Origin of the sequence: Pseudidiomarina sp. (genome assembly GCF_033722695.1) — a bacterium.
In the GTDB taxonomy this organism is placed as follows: Bacteria; Pseudomonadota; Gammaproteobacteria; order Enterobacterales; family Alteromonadaceae; genus Pseudidiomarina.
Genome location: NZ_JAWVYM010000027.1, coordinates 1 through 21,011 on the forward strand (window position 1 = coordinate 1; position 21,011 = coordinate 21,011).

Below are 21,011 nucleotides of genomic sequence, written 5' to 3' on the forward strand. Positions count from 1 at the left end.
GATCCGTTACCGCGATATAGTCGGTAAAGGTATTTTTCTTATTCAGCAGCTTGCCGCTTTCATACCAGTCGCGGCCCATTTCCTGGCCGCCACGAATATGGGCAATGGCATAAACGAAACCGCGATCAACCAATGAGAATATGGTCGAGCGGAAGCCAGGCTCAGCGGTCGATCCGTAGGACCCATAAGCGTATTGATATAAAGGCGCGCTGCCATCGGCTTTGAAGCCTTTCTTGTACAGCAATGACACCGGCACTTTTACGCCATCAGCAGTCGGTGCCCAGGTGCGCGCCGTTTCGTACTGGCTGGCATCATAGGTGGGGACTTCCTGCTGCTTCAGCACCGTGCGCATGCCAGAGTTCATGTCATAAGCGTAAACAATTGCCGGCGTCTTTAGCGAAGTATAGGTATAGCGAAGGGTATCGGTGTCCTGCTCAACGTTACGCTCAAAGTACATGGCATAGGCTGGCTCATCGGCTGAGATGATGGTGGAATTGGCCATATCATCCCAACGAATAACCCGGATTTGCCGCAAGCCGTCATTGCGCTCATTCAGCGCCAGATGCGACTTAAATACGGTGAAATCCTGAATGAAGACCGTGCTGCTGTGCTCCACTAACGGCTGCCAGTTGGCTTTGTCACCCAGTTGGTCCGCTGCCACCTGCATGATCTGATAGTTTGGCGCGTTCAGATCGGTACGGATAATCCAGCGGCCATCGAGATGGTCGGCTTCATATTTCAGGTTACGCTCGCGCGGCGCGATGACCTGAAAACCAGCCTCGAGGTTATTGCCATTCATCACATGGATTTCATCAGATACCGTGGCGTCCAGGTTAATCATGATGTACTCACCATCAGTACTATTGCTGACCCACATGTAAAAGGTATTGTCCTGCTCTTCATATACCAGTTCAACAGCGTCCGCCGGATCACCGATTCTATGCTTGAGTACACGGGTCGACAGCAGGGTCTGGGGATCATTTTCAATCACAAACAGGGTCTGGTTATCCTGGGCCCAGGCAATGGCTGACGACAGCCCGGCCAACTGGCTGTCGATATCCTCGCCGGTAGTCAGATCACGAACGCGCAACTGGTACTGCCGGCGACCGGTATGATCAACCATGTAGGCCAGTAGCTGCTGATTCGGGCTTACCTGCAAATTACCGACCTGCATAAAGGCCTCACCTTCAGCAAGCTGGTTCACGTCCAGCATGACCTGCTCGGCGCCGGTTTCCAGATGGGTGCGGGTATAGATGGGGTATTCTTTGCCCTGCTCATATTTAACCGCGTAGCTGTAATCACCCTTCGAATAAGGTACTGAGCTGTCATCCTGCTTAACCCGGCCGATAATTTCCTGCTCCAGGGTTTGGGTCAGTTCGCTGTAATCCGCCCGATAGTTGTCATAGTGAGCGTTTTCCGCTTCCAGATAAGCAATGACCTCGGGCGCAACCCGGGCATCATCGCGCAGCCAATAATAAGGGTCCTCGCGATCACCATGGGGCGATGCAACAATATAAGGCTTTTGTTCGGCAACCGGTGCCGCAGTTTGCGCTGGCGGCGTTTCGCCAGAACAAGCGCTCAGCAATAGCGCTAATATCAACGAGGGCCCCAGCAGTCGCTGTTTCGAAAGGGTAGTTGTCATAATCAGGTTCTCGGTTACAGAAGCGATGATCATATATCTCACAGTAAACCACCAAAAAGCACCATCTAAGTGTAAAAAAATATTTCGGCTTAACATTGAAATAACAAGGAAACTTGTTATCGTGTATAGGTGCTGTTCATCGCATGACCAATTGAAGTTGTCTGACCACTTCGGTATTCTTCATACTCGAAGTTTAAATAAAAACGGACCCCGTGCCTTTGTCCGTATAAAATCCGACATCTGTTTTATAGGGAACCTGATAATTCGTGATTGCTCTACGGACCGGCAAACAGCCCTGTTTTTATAACGCTTTCCTCTGCGTCACTCTGGCGATTGCGATGTTTGCCTTCGCGCCGACGGTGCAGGCACAGCAACGACCTGCGGTTGAGCCTGCGATTGAATTCCGCCTTGATCAGTTATTAAACAATGCCAACACTGTTGCAGACGCTGTGACTGAGCTCGAAGCCATTGCCGACAGCCTTAGCGAAAGGACTCCGGTAATGAGCCGCGTGCGCACCCTGTCCTATCTGTCTATGTATCAGGCTTATAACGGTAAAATGACGGAAGCTTATGCAATTCATGCCCAGGTAGCAGAGTTGGCGGCACAGTCGGGCATTCCCGATGCGATTGCCGAAGCGGCGGCCAATCACATTGAACTCAAGCTGATCGAGCGCAAGTTAACTGAAGCCTATACCCTGCTAAATGAGGCAATAGTGCCGCTGCAGGACGCTACCCTACCGCGGGTACGCTACTATATTCATAACCTCGTGGCCCGGGTCTTCAGTAATAAAAGTCAGTATGAACGGGCGCTCGAGCATTTGATTCAGGCGGCTGATGCCGTCGACGAAACCGATGACTCGCGTACGCATATTCGCCGTATCCACATTAAGCTACGCATCGCTGAGCTGCAGACACAACTCAAAAATTATGAAGAAGCCATTCGCCATGCCGATGAAGCACTCGCGCAGGCCGAGTCGCTGCAACTGGCTGATATATTTTATGGCGAAATTTTACTGCAAAAGGCGATTACTGAAACCGAGCGCGGCAACTATGAAGAGGCCCTGACGGTTTATCAGCAGTTGGCGGATCGTTATGCTGATGATGAAGACAACCGTGATCTCTACGGTATCATCCTAAACAATATGGCCGATCTCGACATCCGTACTGGCCGCTATGATGACGCCGAAGCGCTGCTAAATCAGGCGCTGTTGCTGGCAGAACCGCAGAAGGATGAAATTGCCACCGAGCTGCTTAAGTTTAATCTCGGCTTTGTCGATGTTCATCAGGGTGAACATGAGCAAGGGTTGAATACCATGAAAGCCGCCGTTGATCATTTCCGTGACACCTGGATTGACTCCGAATTTGAAGGCGTGCTTGGCGAATACGCAGAAGCGCTTGGAATGGCCGGAAAGTATGAGCAGCAGGCGCAAATACTGCTAGAGCAACGTGACCTGCGCGATAAAGTATTCAGTCTGGAGCTGCAAAAAAACCTGACTGAATTGCAGAACCTTTACGACAACAAAGATAAAGCGCAACAGATTAAGTTACTGCAGCAGCAAAACGACCTCAAACAACAGCTGCTGAAAAACGAAGAGCAACGTCAGTTAATCCTGACTCTGTTGGTGATTCTGGCGTTAATCGCCGGGGTGCTGGTTTATTTCCTTTACCGCGCTGCCCGCAAGTCTAATCTGAAACTGAAAGATGCCAACGCCATGCTGGCCGATCAGTCTATTCGCGACCCGCTCACGGGCCTGCTAAACCGCCGGGCTATTCAACAGGAACTGGAGCGGCAAAAACGGGAGCAGGGCCAGAGGAAACGCGAAGATGCCATGATTCTGCTGGATATCGATTACTTCAAGCGCATCAATGATCACTACGGCCATACCGCCGGCGACGCGGTGTTAGTGGAGATTGCCAGACGCCTGATAGAGGTGTCCCGCGAGTCCGATAAAGTCGTGCGCTGGGGCGGTGAGGAGTTCCTCATCTATCTGTCTAATGCCGAACACGATGCTCTGCCCCGTTTAACCCAGCGTGTACTTGACGTGATTGGCACTGAACCTGTTTCCCATGAAGATCATAGCATCCCGGTTACCGCAACGGCCGGCTTTATCAGCTTCCCGTTTGCCGATCTCGACAATAACGAAATGGACTGGGAAGAGACCCTGCAGTTGGCTGATCTGGCGCTTTATGCCGGTAAAGTTTACGGCCGTAACCAGGCCTGGGGCGTGATGGAACTGAACCAGCCGTTTGCGCAAGCGCGTAAACGCCTCGAGAACGACTTACCCGGCGCTATCGGTGAGAACATTATCTCGGTGACCACCATCCACGGCCCCAAGCAAGGCTAAGCCTGTTTTTGGATAACCATAAAAAAGCCCGCGTTTAACCGCGGGCTTTGTCGTTTCAAAAGAGCAATCTCCGTCATGTCTTATTGTATTTCTGAGAGCTCTTTAATACCCATGTTATACAGGGTAAAGCTGTGGATATCAGCCCACTGCTCAATGGTCTTGGATACCGGCGTACCGGCGCCATGTCCGGCATTGGTTTCAATGCGGATAAGCTGCGGATAAGGGCCGTTATCTTTCGCCTGCAGTTCAGCGGCAAACTTAAATGAGTGCGCTGGTACTACACGATCATCATGGTCACCCGTGGTGATCAGCGTGGCCGGGTACCGTTCGCCCTGCTTCACGTTATGAACCGGTGAATAACCATACAGATACTCAAACATTTCCTTGCTGTCTTCAGCGGTACCGTAGTCATAAGCCCAGCCAGCACCTGCAGTAAAGGTGTGATAGCGCAGCATGTCGAGTACGCCCACTGCTGGCAGCGCAACCTGCATCAGGTCGGGACGCTGCGTCATCACGGCGCCCACCAGCAAGCCCCCGTTGGAACCACCACGGATCGCCAGCTTATCGCTTGAGGTGTAATTTTCCTGAATCAGATACTCACCAGCGGCAATGAAGTCATCAAATACATTTTGTTTCTTCATCTGGGTGCCCTGGTTATGCCAGTCTTTACCATATTCACCACCACCGCGCAGATTCGGCACAGCATACACACCGCCAAGTTCCAGCCATACCGCGTTGGCTACGCTGAAGGACGGCGTCAGGCTGACGTTAAAACCGCCGTAGCCGTATAACATCGCCGGATTGGTCCCGTCCAGCTCCAGGCCTTTCTTGTGGGTGATAATCATCGGCACTTTGGTGCCATCTTTAGAGGTATAAAATACCTGCTTCGACTCATAGTTATCACTGTTGAAATCAGCCTGTGATTTCTCGTAAACCGCCGACTCACCAGATTCCGGATCAAATTCGTAAATGGTGGATGGCGTATTGTAATTGGTGAACGTGTAATAGACTTCTTCATCATCACGGTCGCCACGGAAGCCGCCAATACTGCCCACGCCGGGTAAATCGACAGTACGGATCAATGTACCGTCATAGCCGTACTGCTTAACCTGGGCAATCGCATCAACCATATACTCAGCGAAGATATAGCCAGCGCTGGTTGATGGGCTTAATACGTTGCCGGTTTCGGCGATAAAGTCCTGCCAGTTGGCTGGCTGTGGAGTACTTGCATCCACTGTGACCACACGTTTGTTGGGTGCGTCCAGGTTGGTCACCAGATACAAGGTGCTGTCCTGGTTATCCAGCAGGTAGGTATCTGAAGCCGTATGATCAAGAATCGTGACCATCGGCGCCGCTGGATTGGTTAAGTCTTTTATAAACAGCTTGTTACCAGAGGTTGATACTGCAGCAGAGATAAGCAGGTAACGATCATCTTCAGTAACCGTGCCACTTACGTAGCGGTGTTTCTGCTCTTCGGTTCCGCCAAATACCACTTCATCATCGGCCTGGGCTGTGCCCAGCTGGTGATAATACAATTTGTGCTGATCAGTTTTTGCTGACAGCTCACTGCCTTCTGGCTTGTCATAACTTGAATAGTAAAAGCCTTCATTGCCAAACCATGAAATGCCGCTGAATTTAACATCGTGCAATTCAGGTTCCAGCTGTTCTTTGGTTTCCGCGTCAATAACGATAATTTTGCGCCAGTCACTACCGCCTTCTGAAATCGCGTAGGCTGCCAGCGAGCCGTCTTTCGAGAAGCTCAGGCTGGCCAGTGAGGTGGTGCCGTCCTCGCTGAAGGTATTGGGATCAAGGAACACCTCGGTATTGCCTTCGGCGTCGGTACGGTAAACCACATACTGGTTCTGCAGACCGTCGTTTTTATAAAAATAGGTGTAATTACCCTCAGTGAAAGGCGCGCTGATTTTTTCGTAGTTCCACAGTTCGGTCAGGCGCTGACGAATATCATCACGATAGGGGATCTTCTCCAGGTAGTTGAAAGTCACTTCATTCTGCGCTTCAACCCAGGCCTCCGTTTCCGGGCTGCGATCGTCTTCCAGCCAGCGGTAGGGATCCGCCACCACGGTGCCAAAATAAGTGTCACTGACGTTACCGCGATAAGTGACCGGGTAGGTCACCTCAGTATCCACGGAGGTTTCCGCTTCTTTGTTTTCTTGCTGTGGCGAACAGCCCGCTAGCAGGGCCGCGCCAATCATTACCGAAAGGTATTTCATTCTTTGACTCCATAAACGCTTTGTTGTTAATAACAGACTCTCAATACCGGAAGACTAACTCAGCGCCGGGTGGGTATTGGCAAACCACGGCTGACTGTTTAACGACACCAAAAACTGTTGTAATGCGGGCCACTGATGAATGTCCAGACGTTGTCGGAACTGGGCCCAGCTCAGATAGCAGGCCAACCGCAACTGACCATCGGTATAAGGACCTTCTGTCGGTAACTCCCGGTCATTCAAATCGGCCAGGATGCTGTCGATGCGGTCCCGCTGACGTTGCAGGTAGGCGCTGTGCTCAGGCGTTAAGCCGTCACGCTCGAGCAAGAATAAATTAATTTCCGTGTCCATCGCCGTGCTGACCATACAAAAGAGATCAAAGTCTATCGCATCTGCACAAAACGGCTGTCCAGCAAGATCGCGCAGATAGCGGATGATCGGGGCAGAATCATGCAACTTAACCCCGTTATGTTCGAAGTAAGGCACCCGCTTGGTCGGGCTTTGGCCGGCACTTGTGGAAAAATCCACCGGAATTAACTGGTAGTTCTGTTGGTTCATAGCCAGCACAATGCGGCAATGACGCACATACGGCGAGGTATAACTGCCAAATAACTTCATACTGAGTCCTGAAAAACGTTAAGCTATAGGTATGTTGTCGAAGAGATTAGCATAATGAAAAGAGCGCTTCAGTATTTACTCAAAGGTCTGGCGGTTTTATTACCTATTGCGTTAACCATTGCCCTGGTGCACTGGCTGTTGGTAACTGTCGAGGCCTGGTTACGTCCGCTATGGATTGGCCTCATCGGCGAAGACTATTACCTGCCGGGTCTGGCTTTTGTCAGCTTTCTTGGCATTGCGGTGTTTATCGGCTTCAGTACCCGGTGGCGTATTGTCAGTAAATTCTGGGCGCTGCCAGGCATGCTGATCGAACGCATGCCGGTGCTGAGCAATCTTTACGGCACCCTGACCGAAGCCGTTGACCTGATGTCGGGTAAGAGTTTTGCTGATGAGTCGGTGGTGCTGGTCACTTTGCCCGGCGATGTGCGGCTAATCGGTATTATTACCAAGCGCAGCGGGTTGAAGGGTGATCGCCTGTCGGCGCTGCTCGACGAAGACCATGTGGCGGTATTGCTGCCCATGAGTTATAACGTCGGCGGCTATACCATTATTGTCTCCCGCGACTGCATACAGCCCCTCGATATGTCCCCGGCCGATGCCATGCAGCTGACTATCAGCGCTGGTCTGGGCAAGAATAAAACCATTCCAAAAAATAAGGACTGATAGCCTGATGTCGTATTTGCCTTGTGTTGAAATCGAGCCGGAACAGCCTGCCAACCGCGCCATTATCTGGTTGCATGGGCTGGGTGCCGATGGCAATGATTTTGCCCCGCTGGTGCCCCACTTAACCTTGCCCGACTCGGCTCAGGTGCGTTTCATTTTTCCCCATGCACCTAAGATCCCTGTCACGATCAACGGCGGCATGGTCATGCCAGCCTGGTATGACATTACCGATATGGCCATTGACCGCAAAGTAGATACCAACCAGCTAAGTGCCTCAGCCGCCCGTGTCACGGATCTGATAGCGCGTGAGAATGAGCGCGGAATTGCCAGTGAGCACATCGTTATCGCCGGATTTTCGCAGGGCGGTGCGGTCGCATACGAGGCGGCTTTATCGCACCCGGAGCGGCTGGCAGGTTTATTGGTGTTGTCCAGTTACCTGGCCACAGCGCCGTCCATTAAATTGCACCCAGCCAATCAGGATATCCCGGTTATGATTCAGCATGGTCGACAGGATCCGGTCGTCGCCGAACGGCTTGGTCAGCAGGCGCAGGCCTGGATTATGGATCGCGGCTATAAGGTGGAGTATCAGGCTTTTGATATGCAGCACCAGGTGTGCCCTGAACAGATTCAGGAAATCAGCAGGTGGTTAACTAAGGTGCTGGCATAAGTGCTGGATTAGCTCGCCAGCACCTGCAGTTTTCCGGCCCACTGGCTAACCCAGCGCAACGCGCTGTCGCGGTCAGTGACACGTACATTAACGTGACCGACTTTGCGCCCTGGCCGTGCTTCTTTGTTGTACCAGTGACAATGGGTGTCACTGTGATGCCACAGCCCGACCGGAATTTTTTCCGCGCCAATAACGTTGATCATTAAGGTGGGCTCAAGCCGCAACTCCGGCAAGGTCATGCCAGTCAGCGCCCGGATATGCAGGTCAAACTGGCTACAGTTCGCACCAGTCATGGTCCAGTGCCCGGAATTGTGCACCCGTGGCGCAATTTCATTGATCAGTAAGCGGGCATCATCGCCGTCCCCGACCACGAAAAACTCAATCGCCAATACGCCGATATAATTCAATGCATCGGTCAGGCGCCGGAAGCAACTTTCAGCGCGACGCTGCAATTCCTCAGGCACTGCATCAATTGCACCCAGGCTATAGCTCAGAATGCCGCTTTGATGAACATTGGTAATTAATGGATAGCAGCAAACGCTGCCATCTTTGCCGCGGGCACCAACCAGAGACACCTCGCGTTGAAACGGAATCATCTGTTCGGCGATGCCCGACTGAGCCCCAGCTTCGGCTGCCAGTGCAGCGGTATCATCACCGGCCTGAAAGCGCCATTGCCCTTTACCGTCATAACCACCGCGTGCTGTTTTCAGCACCAGCGGGTATTCGCTCTGCTCCAGCAAACGCTGCAGCTCAGTTTCGGTGTGGTAGCTTTTCCAGGGGGCGGTTGGTAGTTGGCAGTCATCAAATAACTTCTTTTCCGCGCGACGATCGGTCAGGCTTTTGATACGTGCCGGATCCATCAGAAACTTATCGTGGGCGGCAGCGATAATGTCGGCTGGAATATCTTCATGCTCCCAACTGACGGCATCCGCCCAGGCAATGGCTTCATTGAGGCTCATCTGCAGATCAACCTGTGCCGACAGCGGTTTTACTTTTTCGGTGCGGGTACTGTAAAGCAGGCATTCATGGCCATGACTTACCGCACTCGCGCCCAGCATCTGGCCGAGCTGTCCGTCACCGATAAAGAGTAGCTTCATTCCGGCAGCTCCAGTTTGGCTCCACTCATTACTTTTTCGCGTTGCTGGGCCCGGAAGCGCTGCACGCGATCGCGAACGGCTTTGTCGCTGACACCGATAATCTGAGCGGCCAGCAGGCCGGCGTTAGCAGCGCCCGCGGGGCCAACAGCCAGGGTGCCCACGGCAACGCCTTTTGGCATCTGTACGATAGAAAGCAGACTATCGAGACCTTTTAGTTGCTTACCGGGTACCGGCACACCTAACACCGGAATCGCGGTAAAGGCCGCGAGCATACCCGGTAAATGAGCAGCGCCGCCGGCGCCAGCAATGACCACAGGTACGTCATCCTGTTCCGCCTGCTGCATAGTGGTCTGCAACAAATCGGGGGTCCGATGAGCAGAAACCACTTCAGCGCGCCATTCAACGCCAAGATCTTTTAACATCTGCGCGGCATGTTGCATTACGGGCCAGTCTGATTGCGAGCCCATCAGAATAAGTACAGGTGCCATGAGGTGCTCCTTTGGGAAAGGTGCGAATTGTAGCCAGCCTCGCCAGCGGGTGCAAATTTATTGCGCGATCTTCAGCCGGTTACGGCCCTGGGACTTCGCTTTTCCCATCGCATCCTCAGCGGCTTCCAGCCAGTTACTCCAGCTTTGTCCGCGCTGATGCTGAGCAACCCCGCCGCTCGCCGTCACCGTCGTCATCATGGTCCGAACCGCGAACGGCTCATGGCGGATCCGGTTTAGCACATCAGCGGCAATTTCAGCGGCTTGATGAAGCGCCACGCCGGGCATCACTATGGTAAATTCAGCGCCACTGCTACGAATCACCACGTCATTATCGCGCACCGAGCGGCGAATTCGTTCTGCCGTTTCCTGCAATACCTTGTCGCCGAACATATAGCCATATTTGTCATTCACCGACTGAAAGGAATCAAGATCCAGCACCATCACCGATAGCGGCTCTTTTTTCCGCGTCGAGCGGCTTATTGCCTGCTGCAACAAATCCGCCAGGTAATCGCGTTGATAGCAACCGGTTAGTGTATCGGTGGCGGTGGCGCGGTCAAGATTGCGCTGCAGACGCGACATGAGAATCAGGAAAATCGCGCCAACGCCAATCAGCACCAGCATCGACAAGGCAATGCGCCAGGCATAATCAAATGGCAGGAACCAGTAAGTAACGGCGGCGAAAAGTGCATAAATGAGCATAATAACAAGGACAACGATAGCCTTATCGAACATGAAAAAGACCATGGCCAGTACTGGATACATCCAGTAAACGCCGAGAATGCCGGTATTTCGCATGGAGATGCTCACCAACGCACCCAGTACGCAAATAAAGATAAAATTCAGCCACTGTGGTGCCGGCTTGCGCCGGTAAGCATAACCAGCAGCCAGAAAACCGACACTGCCGACCAATAGCGCCGCTCCGCCAACGAGTTTGCTGTCGAGCGCCAGAAAAACCGAGATCCCTACCAGTACCAGGCCCACCCCGACATAAATGAGGCGCATAGCCTGCAACCGGAAGTTGTGCCAGAGACTGAGTTCTGATGATGCTGTATCAATATGTGCTGAATTCATGGTCTTTATCCGTTCAAGCTAATGGTTCGCCAGGCGGGTCTAGCCAGGTCATACTGCTTCGTTCTGTTTAAACTATAACCTACAACTGTGAATAGCAAATCGTTTGCGGCACAATAGACAACTAATATCTCACCAACTTTGTTTCAACCATTTGGGGATTTAAATCTATGCTACTGAAAGCTGCCGAAAGCCTGCTGGTTATTGTTGACGTCCAGGAACGGCTGGCGCCGGTCATCCATCAGCGCGATCAACTCATCGCACGTATGCGTTGGCTGGGCGAAATTGCTAATGAGCTGCAAGTACCTGTGATTGTAACGGAACAATACCCAAAGGGGCTGGGAATCAGCGTCCCGGATCTGGCCGGTGTCATTGAGAACGCGCGAGTAGTTGAAAAGATCCACTTTAGTGCGGTGCAGGAGCCGAACTTCAGCGATGCGCTGGATGAAATCAAGCCGAAGCAGATTATCCTCATGGGTATGGAAGTTCATGTCTGTATTTTGCAGACCGCCGTGGAGCTGCAGCAGCGCGGCTACCAGGTTTATGTCGTGGAAGACGCGGTCGGATCGCGTCGCCCCAGCGATAAAGAAACAGCATTATCACGACTGCGCCAGGCCGGCATTTGTGTTATTTCATCGGAAATGGCCGCTTATGAATGGCTACATCGAGGTGCCACCGACCAGTTCCGGCATATTACCAAGAACTGGATTCGGGGGTAAAACCCCCTGCAATAAAGCACGTTAATAAAAGTTTAATTGACAATAAGCTGTTCTCGCGTATACTAATTGTCGCTAGAAAAATTCGGCTGTTGGATTGTGGTCTGTTACGAAGTCTATTGCTGTACCTCGTTTTGTAAGTCCCAAGTAATACACGTATTTTTATTAGCAATACCCTAGATTTTCACATGCAATACGAGGAATTCACAGCATGTCTACAGTAACTGGTAAAGTAAAATTCTTTAACGAAGCTAAAGGCTTCGGTTTCATCGAGCAAGAACAAGGCGCAGACGTATTTGTACATTTCAGTGCAATCCAGTCTGACGGCTTCAAAACTCTGGCTGAAGGCCAGCAAGTTCAGTTCACTATCGCTCAAGGCCCTAAAGGTCCACAAGCTGAAAACGTAGTACCTATGTAATTACGACATAAGGTGCTCGCGTAAAGCGAACTCTTTATCGAAAAAGCCGCTCATTGAGCGGCTTTTTTTATTCCTGTTTCTTGGTTTGCCGGCGTTGTGAAGCGGCTTGTTCAGCATTGATAAAATCAACATCATCGAGCTCAACTTCGGGTAGCTTTTCGCACACATCGCCACCTAATTCATTTATTGCCTTACATAAATCGCTGACTTTCTGATCCAGCACATGAACATGGTCCAACATGCGCCCCATAGCTGTGGCAACCGGGTCGGGGTTATCGGCAGAAATCGCATAGGCATCAAAACCATATTCTTTGGCGATTTCTTCACGCCGTTTCACCGCTTCTCTGTCCTGCGGCGAACTGGCCACCCGCGCCGGAATGCCCATAACCGTCGTGTTCGCAGGTACCGCTTTCACGACCACAGCGTTGGAGCCAATCCGGGCATTTTCGCCGACTTCAATGGGCCCCAGCACTTTGGCGCCGGCACCGATCACCACGCCATTTTTCAGGGTTGGATGACGCTTCCCTCCATCCCAGCTCGTGCCGCCGAGGGTCACGCCATGGTAAATAGTGACATCATCGCCAATCTCTGCGGTTTCGCCAATCACAACACCCATACCGTGATCGATAAAGAACCGCCGGCCGATGCGGGCCCCGGGATGAATTTCGACGCCCGTAAACCAGCGGGATATCGTCGAGATAAAGCGTGCCAGCCAATACCAGCGCCAGGTCCATAGTTTGTGACTCAGGCGGTGAAACCATACCGCGTGCAGCCCCGGATAGGTGGTTAACACCTCAAAGGAATTGCGGGCAGCGGGATCCCGGTCAAATACACTTTTTATATCTTCACGAATGCGTGTAAACATCTATCGTCATACCGTCAGCTCAGGGTTTCTGTTGGCTAGTATATCAATTTACGTGCTATAGCGTTAACTGACCTTGAAAATGGGGCAGGTTGCCAGCAGCCAGCTTGATCTTATAGCGGTTGCCAGCGTAAGGTTAACCTATTCACTAACTAATAAAAGAGAAGACAGCATCATGCGTAAATTAATAGCTATTGCCGTTATTGCCGCCTGTGCGCACAGTGCCGAGGCCGAAACTTTAGTCTACGCCGGCACCCTAATCGACGGAACCGCCAATGCCCCGCAGCAAAATATGACTGTGGTCATTGATGGCGCCCATATTGTGGCGGTGGAAAAAGGTTTCCGCAAAGCTGCTGTCGGCGATGTGATTATTGACCGCCGCGCCGGCACTGTAATGCCAGGCTTCATCGATATGCATACGCACCTGACCTCGCAAATGTCGCGTGGCAGTTACATTGAACGCTATACCAAAAATGCGGCCGACGTAACCCTGGACTCGGTTTACTACGCAGAGAAAACCTTGTTAGCCGGCTTTACCACGGTGCGTGACCTTGGCGACGCCTTTAACGCCAGTATTTCACTTCGTAACGCCATCAATGCTGGCAAGGTTGACGGACCGCGGGTTTACACTTCCGGTAAGTCTATTGCCACGACGGGAGGTCATGCTGATCCTACTAATGGCGCACGGGAAGGCTTATATGAATCCCCGACCCCGGCCGATGGTGTTGGTGATGGCCCTTACGAGATGCGCCAGGCTGTGCGTGAGCGCTATCAGGCCGGCTCCGACCTGATTAAGATTACGGTAACCGGCGGGGTCTTAAGCATGGCTAAAAGCGGCCAGAATCCACAGTTTATGATGGATGAGCTGGAAGCTGTGGTTGCTACCGCCAAAGATTACGGAATGAAAGTAGCGGTTCATGCGCACGGCAAAGAAGGCATGCTGCGGGCTATTGAAGCCGGCGTTGATTCAATCGAGCATGGTACCTACATGGACACTGAAGTTATGGACGCGATGAAAGCCAAAGGCGTCTATTACGTGCCGACTATTACTGCCGGCAAATCAGTAGCTGAACGCGCTAAAATTGACGGTTATTTTCCGGATATTGTGCGTCCTAAAGCAGCCGCGATTGGGCCACTTATCCAGAGCACCTTTGCTGAAGCCTACAAAGCCGGCGTAAAGATTGCTTTTGGAACCGATGCCGGCGTCTTTGATCATGGCGAGAACTATCGCGAGTTCATTTACATGGTCGAAGCCGGTATGCCCCCACTTACCGCAATCCGCAGCGCCACGGCAGAAGCCGCTGCGCTGTTAGGTGTTACTGAAATAGGTACACTTGAGGTTGGCAAGCGGGCCGATATTGTTGCAGTAACCGGTGACCCGCTAAAAGATATTACGCTGCTAAGCGCCATCGACCTGGTCATCAAAGATGGAGTGCTTTACAAAAATTAAGCTTTATCCAATCTGAAATCTTCCTGTAGCTGACGGACGTCGATTAAAATGGCGTCCTTCAGCTCGCGTTCATACCCCTCACGCTCTTCATCCATACGTCGGATCTCTTTTTTTGGAAATTGCTTGCGTGCATCATGGGTAGGCATATGCTTAATACGCTCATACATCTGATGCACGGCGGGGTATTTGGCCGGATAGTCCGGCTTGTCGACCTCCGCGCGATGATCAAGCAGCACCGCGATGCGCAGAGCGCCCTCAGAAAAATCGCACTGCCCCTGTTCCATTGCCCGGGCTATGGTTCTGATACTTTCATCGAGGTTCTCGTTGCGCTTATGCATGGCATCCTGACGACGGCGTTGCTGGTGATAGAGACGAGCCAGCAGTCGCCCGGCAACAAATGCCAGCACCACAATGACGGCTATTGCTGCACCTATAACAATCCAGCCCCACAGGGGTATTGCGTAATCAGTCATCGTCTTCCCATTCATCATCATCATTTAAATCGATACCGAGTTGCTCAGCTAATTGGCTGAAGCGTTCGGTACGCTCATCCACATAACGGAGATCGGCATCACTTAGTTGTTCTTCCTGATCCAGGCGCTCCAGCAAGGACTGCAGCCGTGGATCGTTCTCCAGTGCCTGAAGTTCAGCAAAGGCCGCTTCTTCGTCAAAGGCCTTTTGCGCGGGTTTAGGCGCAACGGACGCAGTAACCGATGTGACCAGCTCAACCGGCTTCTTACTGCCAATACGAGGGTCCTGCTGGCTTTTCTCACTAGCTGATAACTTACGTCGGGTCGCTTCGGAAAGTTCATTCATGCGGCTGCCAGGCTTACGACCTTTGCCCGGGGTAACCTTACTAACGGTTGGAGTGCGCTCTAATTCAGATTTAGGTTTTTTAGCTGCGGCCAGCGGGCCGGTTTTGCGGGTTTTCTTACGACGGGTCATAAACTATCCAGTTTAAAGGGATTTACTGAATAATAGTCTACCTGAGTGCGGGGGCAAATAAAAAGGCGATGTCTCCATCGCCTAATATTTATTCTCTCTACACAAAAGCGCACACGCGGTTATGTTGAGAACGGTTGTCATATCTTCCATGTTTTAAAATTATAACGTCCCTGACTTTTTTATTATTATTATTATTTATTTGCGCATTAACCGAGCTTTGTTGTTATTCGTCTGCTTGGTTATGAAGGCCTCCTGGCCATGTTGTTATTCCCTGGATTAAAGCTTTGGAAGGCCGCCATGGCGGCTTTCGATGGCATTCAGACTACTGATTCCGAATTTTTTATCAATGATTTTTATGATCTATAAAAATGGTTTCTTATTACTTTTTTGTTTAAGCCATGGTTTATAACGTCTTTTTTTATTAATTCTTTAACAAAAATAAAAAAAGGCAGCACTGACTGCTGCCTTTTTAACCAGGGCTCACCCTAGCAGTATTGCGCCTGAACCTTAGTACAGGCCTTCTAAATAACTAGACAGCATCTCGATATCTTTGTCGGTCAGCTTGGCTGCGACGTCACGCATCATGCCATTCGGGTCATTAGCCCGCTCGCCGGAGCGGAACATTTCCAGCTGCTGCCGGGCATAGCTGGCATGCTGACCAGAGATATCAGGAAATTTTGCCAGCCCCATGCCATCACCACGTGGTCCGTGACAAGCTGTACAGGCCGGAATGTTGCGCTCGTCGTCACCGCCACGATAAAGCGGCTGAGCATAGGCAACGGCTGTCTCCGTGGTACTGCCCACTTCAGGATCCTGAGCCGCAAAGTAAGCAGCCAGGTCGGCCAGCTCCTGCTCATTATAAGCGGAAACCTGCCCCTGCATAATGGCATTCGCCCGTCCTTCTTCGCCATTGGTCGCGGCGGCGCGCTGATAATCAAGCAGTTGCTTCAGAAGATAAGGCGCGTGCTGACCAGCAATTTTCGGATACATATCAGACGGCGAATTGCCGTTAGGCCCGTGACATGCGGCACACACACCGGCAAGCTCCTGCCCCCGTTCTACATCTCCGCCAACGGTGCTGGCTTTAGCGGACAGCCCCGTATATAAACCAATACATAGCGCAACAAACAATGCGACTTTTTTCATAAGCGATATCTCTGCTCTGGATTTGGTAACAAAGGCTATTTTACACAAAACTTGTGCGGATTAAACGTCTAATCATGATACTATCGGCTTTCTGTCAACGTTATGCATGTCTATGAACACCACATTAAACTTTCAGCCAACACAATTTGTCACCAGTGCCGCCACCATTTCACAGTTACCCGCTGATGAAGGCGTCGAAATTGCCTTTGCCGGTCGCTCCAATGCCGGTAAATCCAGCGCCCTCAACACCTTGACGCGGCAGAACAATCTCGCTCGTACCAGTAAGACGCCCGGCCGTACCCAGTTGATCAACGTGTTCGAGGTCGCGCCGGGTAAACGCCTGATTGACCTACCGGGCTATGGTTATGCCAAAGTGCCGCTGGAAGTTAAGGAAAAGTGGCAGCGCGCGCTCAGTGAATACCTGCAAAAGCGCGAGTCGCTCAAAGGCCTGGTGGTTTTAATGGATATCCGCCACCCATACCGGGAAGTCGACCAGGAGCTTTTGCACTGGGCAACAGATTCCGCCATTCCGGTACTGGTGCTGCTAACTAAAGCAGATAAACTTAAACCGGGCGCGCGCAAAACGACGTTATTACAGGCTCGCGAGGCGGCGCTGGTATTTGGCGGTGATGTGCGGGTTGAGATGTTCTCCTCGCTCACCAAAATTGGTTTGCCGCAGGCCGAAACTGTTATCAGCGACTGGCTGAATCAGCCGGTCGCTGATCAAGAACCAGGCGATGACGACGAATAGTGAGGTACAGCCTTTTAAGGCATGGTTACTATTGCTATTACTTGCCTTGATCTGGGGCAGCTCCTTTCTGCTCATTAAAAAAGGTCTGCTCGCCTTTACTCCCGACCAGCTCGCCGCCATCCGCATTGCCTCAGCAGGTTTTGTACTCCTGCCTTTCATTTTGCGCCGGTTTGCCCGGGTGCAACGCCATCATTGGCCAAAGCTTATTTGTGTGGGCCTGGTTGGCAGCTTTATTCCCGCTTTTTTGTTCGCCTTCGCGCAAACTGAGCTGCCCAGCGGTGTTACCGGCGTGCTCAATACATTCACGCCGCTGGCAACGTTGATTATTGGGGTCTTTTTATTTCGTCAGCCAGCCCGGCTACAACAGTGGCTGGGAGTCATTATTGGCCTTGGCGGAACGGTGTTGTTGGTTACTGCCAGTTCCGCCGGCACTTTTGAATTTAACCGGTACGGACTGCTGATTATTCTGGCCACCATCTGTTATGGTCTGAACCTGAATCTGATTAAACACCATATTCCTGATCTCGGCGCCCTGACTATTACCGGCGTGTCGCTGTTTCTGGTCGCGCCACCAGCCGCTCTTTATCTGTTTTTCGCCACACCGTTTGCCGATCAGACTGCGCATCCACAGTTTGCCTTTGCGCTTACAGCAATTCTGATTCTGGGGATTATTGGTACTGCGGCAGCCTTGATTATATTCAATACGGTGGTGAAGATGACCAATACCACCTTTACCAGCTCAGTAACCTATCTGATCCCTATTGTTGCCCTGTTGCTGGGCGTACTGGATGGCGAGCCGTTCCTGATTCAGCATGGAATGGGTATGGCGGCAATATTAAGTGGTGTTTGGATTGCCAACCGGCGGAAAAGAAAAAGCCCGGCGTAAAAGCCGGGCAAAAGTTCTAACAATCCAGGGAGAGAACATCTATGAAAGGGAATAACAAAACGAACTCAGTAATTCTCGTTTAATGCGCCTTTCAATAATTCAGACTCAGCCCCTTTACAAAAGTTCATAAATTTTTCAGTTTTTCTATAAGACACTGATTTCTAGTGAGCTTCATCCCAATTATTGCCGACGCCAACGTCTGCAATCAATGGCACATCAAGCTTCGCAGCCTGCTCCATCACTCGCACCAGTTCGCTTTTCATTTCATCGACCCGGTTTTCTCTTACCTCAAATACCAGTTCATCGTGAACCTGCATGATCATCCAGACATCATCATTGCGGATGTTATCGCGCAGATAGTCGGACACAGCAATCATTGCATACTTAATGATATCGGCCGCCGTGCCCTGCATAGGGGCGTTAATGGCCGCCCGTTCTGCGGCTTTACGACGCGCCCCGTTAGATGAGCGAATCTCCGGTAACTGCAGACGCCGGCCGAATAATGTCTCGACATAGCCATCACGTTTTGCCTGGGTGCGGGTGTCTTCCATATATCGCAGTACCCCCGGGAAGCGTTCAAAATACTTGTCCATATAGTGCTGTGCTTCGTGGCGCGGAATATCCAGCTGCCGGGCCAGGCCAAAGGCGGACATGCCATAAATAAGGCCAAAGTTTACCGCTTTGGCGCGACGGCGCTGCTCGCTGCTCACCTCATCCAGTGCGACCCCAAATACTTCAGAAGCGGTTGCCGCGTGAATATCCCTGCCTTTCGAAAAGGCCTCCAGTAAATTCGGATCCTGCGACAAGTGCGCCATGATTCGTAATTCGATCTGGCTGTAATCTATCGCCATTATTTTGTAGCCAGCGGGCGCGGTGAAGGCCTTGCGCACACGCCGTCCGGCTTCAGTCCGAATGGGGATATTCTGCAAATTCGGATCACTGGATGACAACCGGCCGGTGGCGGTAACCGCCTGATGGTAAGACGTATGAATGCGGTTGGTACGCGGATTCACCATTTTCGGCAGCTTATCGGTATAAGTCGACTTCAGCTTACTTAAGCCGCGATGGCGCATAATCACGTCAGGCAGCGGGTAGTCGTGGGCCAGCTCAAGTAGAACCTCTTCGGCGGTCGAGGGTGCACCTTTCGGCGTCTTCTTCTGCACTGGCAGCATCAGTTTTTCAAACAGGATCTGCTGCAATTGCTTGGGCGAGCCCAGATTAAATTCTTCGCCCGCGATAGTGTAAGCCTGTTGCTCCAGTTCCTGCAGCTCCTTGGCGATCTCATGACTCTGCCGCGCCAGCAGCTGAGCATCAATTTGCACACCGCGCTGCTCCATATTAACCAGCACCGGCACCAGCGGCAGTTCGAGTTCGGTCAGTACGTTTTGTAATGAGGGCACAGCGCGCACTTCTTCCCACAGCTTATCGTGCAGGCGTAAAGTAATATCAGCATCCTCGGCCGCATAGGGCCCTGCCTGCTCCAGCCCAACCTGATTAAAAGTAAGCTGCTTCGCGCCTTTACCCGCGACATCCTCAAAACTAATCGCCCGATGCCCCAGATAATGCAGACTCAGCGTGTCCATATCATGGCGCGACCCGACGCTGTTGAAAACGTAAGAGTTCAACATCGTGTCATTGGTAATGCCATTGAGGTGGATATCATAGCGTCGGAGGATATGGCTATCGTATTTCAGGTTCTGGCCAATCTTGCCGGGCTTCTGCGCCTCTAACAGCGGCTTAAGCTGGGCCAGCACCTCACTGCGATCAAGCTGGTCCGGCGCACCCGGGTAGTCGTGCGCAACGGGAACATAAGCGGCCTTACCCGGTTTGATCGCAAAGGACACGCCCACCAGTTCAGCTTCCATATAATTGAGGCTGGTGGTTTCGGTATCAAAGGAAAAATAATCTGCCGCTTTCAGTTGTTTCAGCCAGTCGTCTAAAGCGGCCTGGCTGGTAATGACCTGATAATCGTCGTGGGCGATGGCGTCGGTCTCGCCAGGAGCAGACGGCGCGGTGGTGCTGCGCCGCTGAGCCGCATCAGAGGCTGGGCCCTGCTCGAGAACTTCGGCCAGCCAACGACGAAACTCACATTGCTTATACAGCTCGATCAGTTGCTCCTGATCGGCCGGCTCAATCTGTAATTGCTCCGGGGTAAAATCGAGCGCCACATCCAGCTTGATCGTCGCCAGTTCACGCGACAGCAACAGAATATCTTCATGCTCGCGAAGCTTTTCCGGCATGGTTTTGGCGCCGCGGAAACCCAGCTCGGCTAACGCCTCCGGCCGCTGCAGCATGGCGTCTATACTGCCCATTCCCTGCAACATAGCCAGCGCCGTTTTTTCTCCGACTTTTGGCAGCCCCGGGATATTGTCCGAGCTGTCACCCATCAGCGCCAGTAAATCGATGATCTGGGATGGTTTTACACCAAATTTAGTCTCTACACCTTCGGTATCCAGCAAGGTATCGGTCATGGTGTTGATCAGCATGACATGGCCATTGACCAGCTGCGCCATGTCTTTATCACCCGTACTGATTAACGTAAAGCGACCTTCCTGGCCAGCCTGCTCGGCCAGGGTACCGATCACATCATCCGCTTCAACACCGTCAATACACAACAGCGGCAGACCCAGGGCTTTAACGATTTTATGCAGCGGTTCAATTTGCTGACGCAGATCATCAGGCATCGGCGGCCGGTTACTTTTATATTCGGTATACATCTCATTGCGGAAAGTCGGACCCTTGGCGTCAAAAACCACCGCCATATGACTGGGCTCGTACTTTTTGAGCAGGCTGCGCAACATATTAACCACTCCGTAGATCGCTCCCGTTGGCTCGCCGGCTGAGTTGGTCAGATGGGGCGGCGCGTAAAAAGCGCGAAAAAGGTAGGAGGATCCATCAACCAGGATGAACGGATTTTCTGGTACAGATGCGGTCATAGTCGGCCTGCTGCTTTGGTTGAAAACGATAAGTAATTAGGATGCCACAGGCTAAGCCTGCAAGCCAGTTATGGTAAGATAGCGC

The 21,011-nt window shown here is 51.9% G+C and carries 19 protein-coding genes; 8 read left to right on the plus strand and 11 right to left on the minus strand.

Annotation, left to right across the window (positions count from 1 at the left end; translation table 11 throughout):
• Positions 1 to 1,642 (minus strand): prolyl oligopeptidase family serine peptidase (locus R3196_RS08960; protein ID WP_318936436.1); only part of this gene is annotated, 1,642 nt, incomplete at its 3' end.
• Between the two features lie 338 nt (positions 1,643 to 1,980).
• Here R3196_RS08960 and R3196_RS08965 point away from each other — a divergent pair.
• Entirely contained in the window at positions 1,981 to 3,987 is a 2,007-nt protein-coding gene (locus R3196_RS08965) for a tetratricopeptide repeat-containing diguanylate cyclase (protein ID WP_318936437.1), read from the plus strand.
• Between the two features lie 80 nt (positions 3,988 to 4,067).
• Here the strand turns inward: R3196_RS08965 and R3196_RS08970 are convergent, their stop codons facing one another.
• Positions 4,068 to 6,218 (minus strand): prolyl oligopeptidase family serine peptidase, encoded by a 2,151-nt coding sequence (locus tag R3196_RS08970; RefSeq protein WP_318936438.1) that lies wholly within the window; start codon positions 6,216 to 6,218, stop codon positions 4,068 to 4,070.
• 54 nt (positions 6,219 to 6,272) lie between these two features.
• A complete protein-coding gene (locus R3196_RS08975; protein ID WP_318936439.1) occupies positions 6,273 to 6,833 on the minus strand; it encodes a glutathione S-transferase in 561 nt (186 codons plus the stop codon).
• 54 nt (positions 6,834 to 6,887) lie between these two features.
• On the opposite strand from R3196_RS08975, the gene R3196_RS08980 reads away from it, so the two are divergent.
• Both R3196_RS08980 and R3196_RS08985 read left to right on the plus strand, forming a co-directional pair.
• Positions 6,888 to 7,496 carry a DUF502 domain-containing protein gene (locus R3196_RS08980; protein ID WP_318936440.1) on the plus strand — a complete coding sequence of 203 codons (609 nt, stop codon included), beginning with the start codon at positions 6,888 to 6,890 and terminating at the stop codon, positions 7,494 to 7,496.
• Positions 7,497 to 7,503: 7 nt separating this feature from the next.
• Positions 7,504 to 8,163 (plus strand): alpha/beta hydrolase, encoded by a 660-nt coding sequence (locus R3196_RS08985; RefSeq protein ID WP_318936441.1) that lies wholly within the window; start codon positions 7,504 to 7,506, stop codon positions 8,161 to 8,163.
• A gap of 8 nt (positions 8,164 to 8,171) precedes the next feature.
• Here R3196_RS08985 and R3196_RS08990 read toward each other — a convergent pair whose 3' ends face one another.
• Genes R3196_RS08990 through R3196_RS09000 form a run of 3 tightly spaced genes read right to left on the minus strand, consistent with a single transcriptional unit; the run spans position 8,172 to position 10,819 of the window.
• Entirely contained in the window at positions 8,172 to 9,260 is a 1,089-nt protein-coding gene (locus R3196_RS08990; protein WP_318936442.1) for a 5-(carboxyamino)imidazole ribonucleotide synthase, read from the minus strand.
• A complete protein-coding gene (gene purE / locus R3196_RS08995; RefSeq protein ID WP_318936443.1) occupies positions 9,257 to 9,748 on the minus strand; it encodes a 5-(carboxyamino)imidazole ribonucleotide mutase in 492 nt (163 codons plus the stop codon). Before purE ends, R3196_RS08990 begins: the two co-directional genes overlap by 4 nt.
• 57 nt (positions 9,749 to 9,805) lie before the next feature.
• Positions 9,806 to 10,819 carry a GGDEF domain-containing protein gene (locus tag R3196_RS09000; RefSeq protein WP_318936444.1) on the minus strand — a complete coding sequence of 338 codons (1,014 nt, stop codon included), beginning with the start codon at positions 10,817 to 10,819 and terminating at the stop codon, positions 9,806 to 9,808.
• Between the two features lie 167 nt (positions 10,820 to 10,986).
• On the opposite strand from R3196_RS09000, the gene R3196_RS09005 reads away from it, so the two are divergent.
• Both R3196_RS09005 and R3196_RS09010 read left to right on the plus strand, forming a co-directional pair.
• Positions 10,987 to 11,535 (plus strand): hydrolase, encoded by a 549-nt coding sequence (locus R3196_RS09005; protein WP_318936445.1) that lies wholly within the window; start codon positions 10,987 to 10,989, stop codon positions 11,533 to 11,535.
• Between the two features lie 208 nt (positions 11,536 to 11,743).
• On the plus strand, positions 11,744 to 11,950 hold the full coding sequence (locus R3196_RS09010) for a cold-shock protein (protein ID WP_034775401.1): 207 nt from the start codon (positions 11,744 to 11,746) through the stop codon (positions 11,948 to 11,950).
• Between the two features lie 67 nt (positions 11,951 to 12,017).
• Here the strand turns inward: R3196_RS09010 and cysE are convergent, their stop codons facing one another.
• The gene (gene cysE / locus R3196_RS09015; protein ID WP_318936446.1) at positions 12,018 to 12,815 is read right to left on the minus strand and encodes a serine O-acetyltransferase; all 798 of its coding nucleotides are present in this window, start codon (positions 12,813 to 12,815) and stop codon (positions 12,018 to 12,020) included.
• 169 nt (positions 12,816 to 12,984) lie between these two features.
• Here cysE and R3196_RS09020 point away from each other — a divergent pair, with 169 nt between their 5' ends.
• The gene (locus tag R3196_RS09020; RefSeq protein WP_413242913.1) at positions 12,985 to 14,262 is read left to right on the plus strand and encodes an amidohydrolase family protein; all 1,278 of its coding nucleotides are present in this window, start codon (positions 12,985 to 12,987) and stop codon (positions 14,260 to 14,262) included.
• On the opposite strand, the gene R3196_RS09025 is transcribed toward R3196_RS09020, so the two are convergent.
• From R3196_RS09025 to R3196_RS09035, 3 genes are all read right to left on the minus strand, one after another.
• Positions 14,259 to 14,735 (minus strand): DUF2489 domain-containing protein, encoded by a 477-nt coding sequence (locus R3196_RS09025; protein WP_318936448.1) that lies wholly within the window; start codon positions 14,733 to 14,735, stop codon positions 14,259 to 14,261. The genes R3196_RS09020 and R3196_RS09025 overlap by 4 nt on opposite strands.
• The gene (yihI, locus tag R3196_RS09030) at positions 14,728 to 15,207 is read right to left on the minus strand and encodes a Der GTPase-activating protein YihI (RefSeq protein WP_318936449.1); all 480 of its coding nucleotides are present in this window, start codon (positions 15,205 to 15,207) and stop codon (positions 14,728 to 14,730) included. Before yihI ends, R3196_RS09025 begins: the two co-directional genes overlap by 8 nt.
• A gap of 507 nt (positions 15,208 to 15,714) precedes the next feature.
• On the minus strand, positions 15,715 to 16,353 hold the full coding sequence (locus R3196_RS09035) for a c-type cytochrome (protein ID WP_318936450.1): 639 nt from the start codon (positions 16,351 to 16,353) through the stop codon (positions 15,715 to 15,717).
• A gap of 112 nt (positions 16,354 to 16,465) precedes the next feature.
• On the opposite strand from R3196_RS09035, the gene yihA reads away from it, so the two are divergent.
• Positions 16,466 to 17,104: a ribosome biogenesis GTP-binding protein YihA/YsxC gene (gene yihA / locus R3196_RS09040; RefSeq protein WP_318936451.1), complete on the plus strand. Its 639-nt coding sequence runs from the start codon at positions 16,466 to 16,468 to the stop codon at positions 17,102 to 17,104.
• Entirely contained in the window at positions 17,091 to 17,990 is a 900-nt protein-coding gene (locus R3196_RS09045; protein WP_318936452.1) for a DMT family transporter, read from the plus strand. Before yihA ends, R3196_RS09045 begins: the two co-directional genes overlap by 14 nt.
• 161 nt (positions 17,991 to 18,151) lie before the next feature.
• On the opposite strand, the gene polA is transcribed toward R3196_RS09045, so the two are convergent.
• On the minus strand, positions 18,152 to 20,926 hold the full coding sequence (gene polA, locus R3196_RS09050) for a DNA polymerase I (RefSeq protein ID WP_318936453.1): 2,775 nt from the start codon (positions 20,924 to 20,926) through the stop codon (positions 18,152 to 18,154).
• Positions 20,927 to 21,011: the final 85 nt, after the last annotated feature.

Excerpts from the sequence above, each read along its gene's own strand:
- purE (WP_318936443.1), bottom strand. The coding sequence starts at position 9,748 with ATGGCACCTGTACTTATTCTGATGGGCTCGCAATCAGACTGGCCCGTA.
- R3196_RS09045 (WP_318936452.1), top strand. The coding sequence starts at position 17,091 with ATGACGACGAATAGTGAGGTACAGCCTTTTAAGGCATGGTTACTATTG.
- R3196_RS08975 (WP_318936439.1), bottom strand. The coding sequence starts at position 6,833 with ATGAAGTTATTTGGCAGTTATACCTCGCCGTATGTGCGTCATTGCCGC.
- yihI (WP_318936449.1), bottom strand. The coding sequence starts at position 15,207 with ATGACCCGTCGTAAGAAAACCCGCAAAACCGGCCCGCTGGCCGCAGCT.
- polA (WP_318936453.1), bottom strand. The coding sequence starts at position 20,926 with ATGACCGCATCTGTACCAGAAAATCCGTTCATCCTGGTTGATGGATCC.
- yihA (WP_318936451.1), top strand. The coding sequence starts at position 16,466 with ATGAACACCACATTAAACTTTCAGCCAACACAATTTGTCACCAGTGCC.
- R3196_RS09005 (WP_318936445.1), top strand. The coding sequence starts at position 10,987 with ATGCTACTGAAAGCTGCCGAAAGCCTGCTGGTTATTGTTGACGTCCAG.
- R3196_RS09000 (WP_318936444.1), bottom strand. The coding sequence starts at position 10,819 with ATGAATTCAGCACATATTGATACAGCATCATCAGAACTCAGTCTCTGG.
- R3196_RS09035 (WP_318936450.1), bottom strand. The coding sequence starts at position 16,353 with ATGAAAAAAGTCGCATTGTTTGTTGCGCTATGTATTGGTTTATATACG.
- R3196_RS08965 (WP_318936437.1), top strand. The coding sequence starts at position 1,981 with ATGTTTGCCTTCGCGCCGACGGTGCAGGCACAGCAACGACCTGCGGTT.
- R3196_RS08990 (WP_318936442.1), bottom strand. The coding sequence starts at position 9,260 with ATGAAGCTACTCTTTATCGGTGACGGACAGCTCGGCCAGATGCTGGGC.
- R3196_RS09025 (WP_318936448.1), bottom strand. The coding sequence starts at position 14,735 with ATGACTGATTACGCAATACCCCTGTGGGGCTGGATTGTTATAGGTGCA.
- cysE (WP_318936446.1), bottom strand. The coding sequence starts at position 12,815 with ATGTTTACACGCATTCGTGAAGATATAAAAAGTGTATTTGACCGGGAT.
- R3196_RS08980 (WP_318936440.1), top strand. The coding sequence starts at position 6,888 with ATGAAAAGAGCGCTTCAGTATTTACTCAAAGGTCTGGCGGTTTTATTA.
- R3196_RS08985 (WP_318936441.1), top strand. The coding sequence starts at position 7,504 with ATGTCGTATTTGCCTTGTGTTGAAATCGAGCCGGAACAGCCTGCCAAC.
- R3196_RS08970 (WP_318936438.1), bottom strand. The coding sequence starts at position 6,218 with ATGAAATACCTTTCGGTAATGATTGGCGCGGCCCTGCTAGCGGGCTGT.
- R3196_RS09010 (WP_034775401.1), top strand. The coding sequence starts at position 11,744 with ATGTCTACAGTAACTGGTAAAGTAAAATTCTTTAACGAAGCTAAAGGC.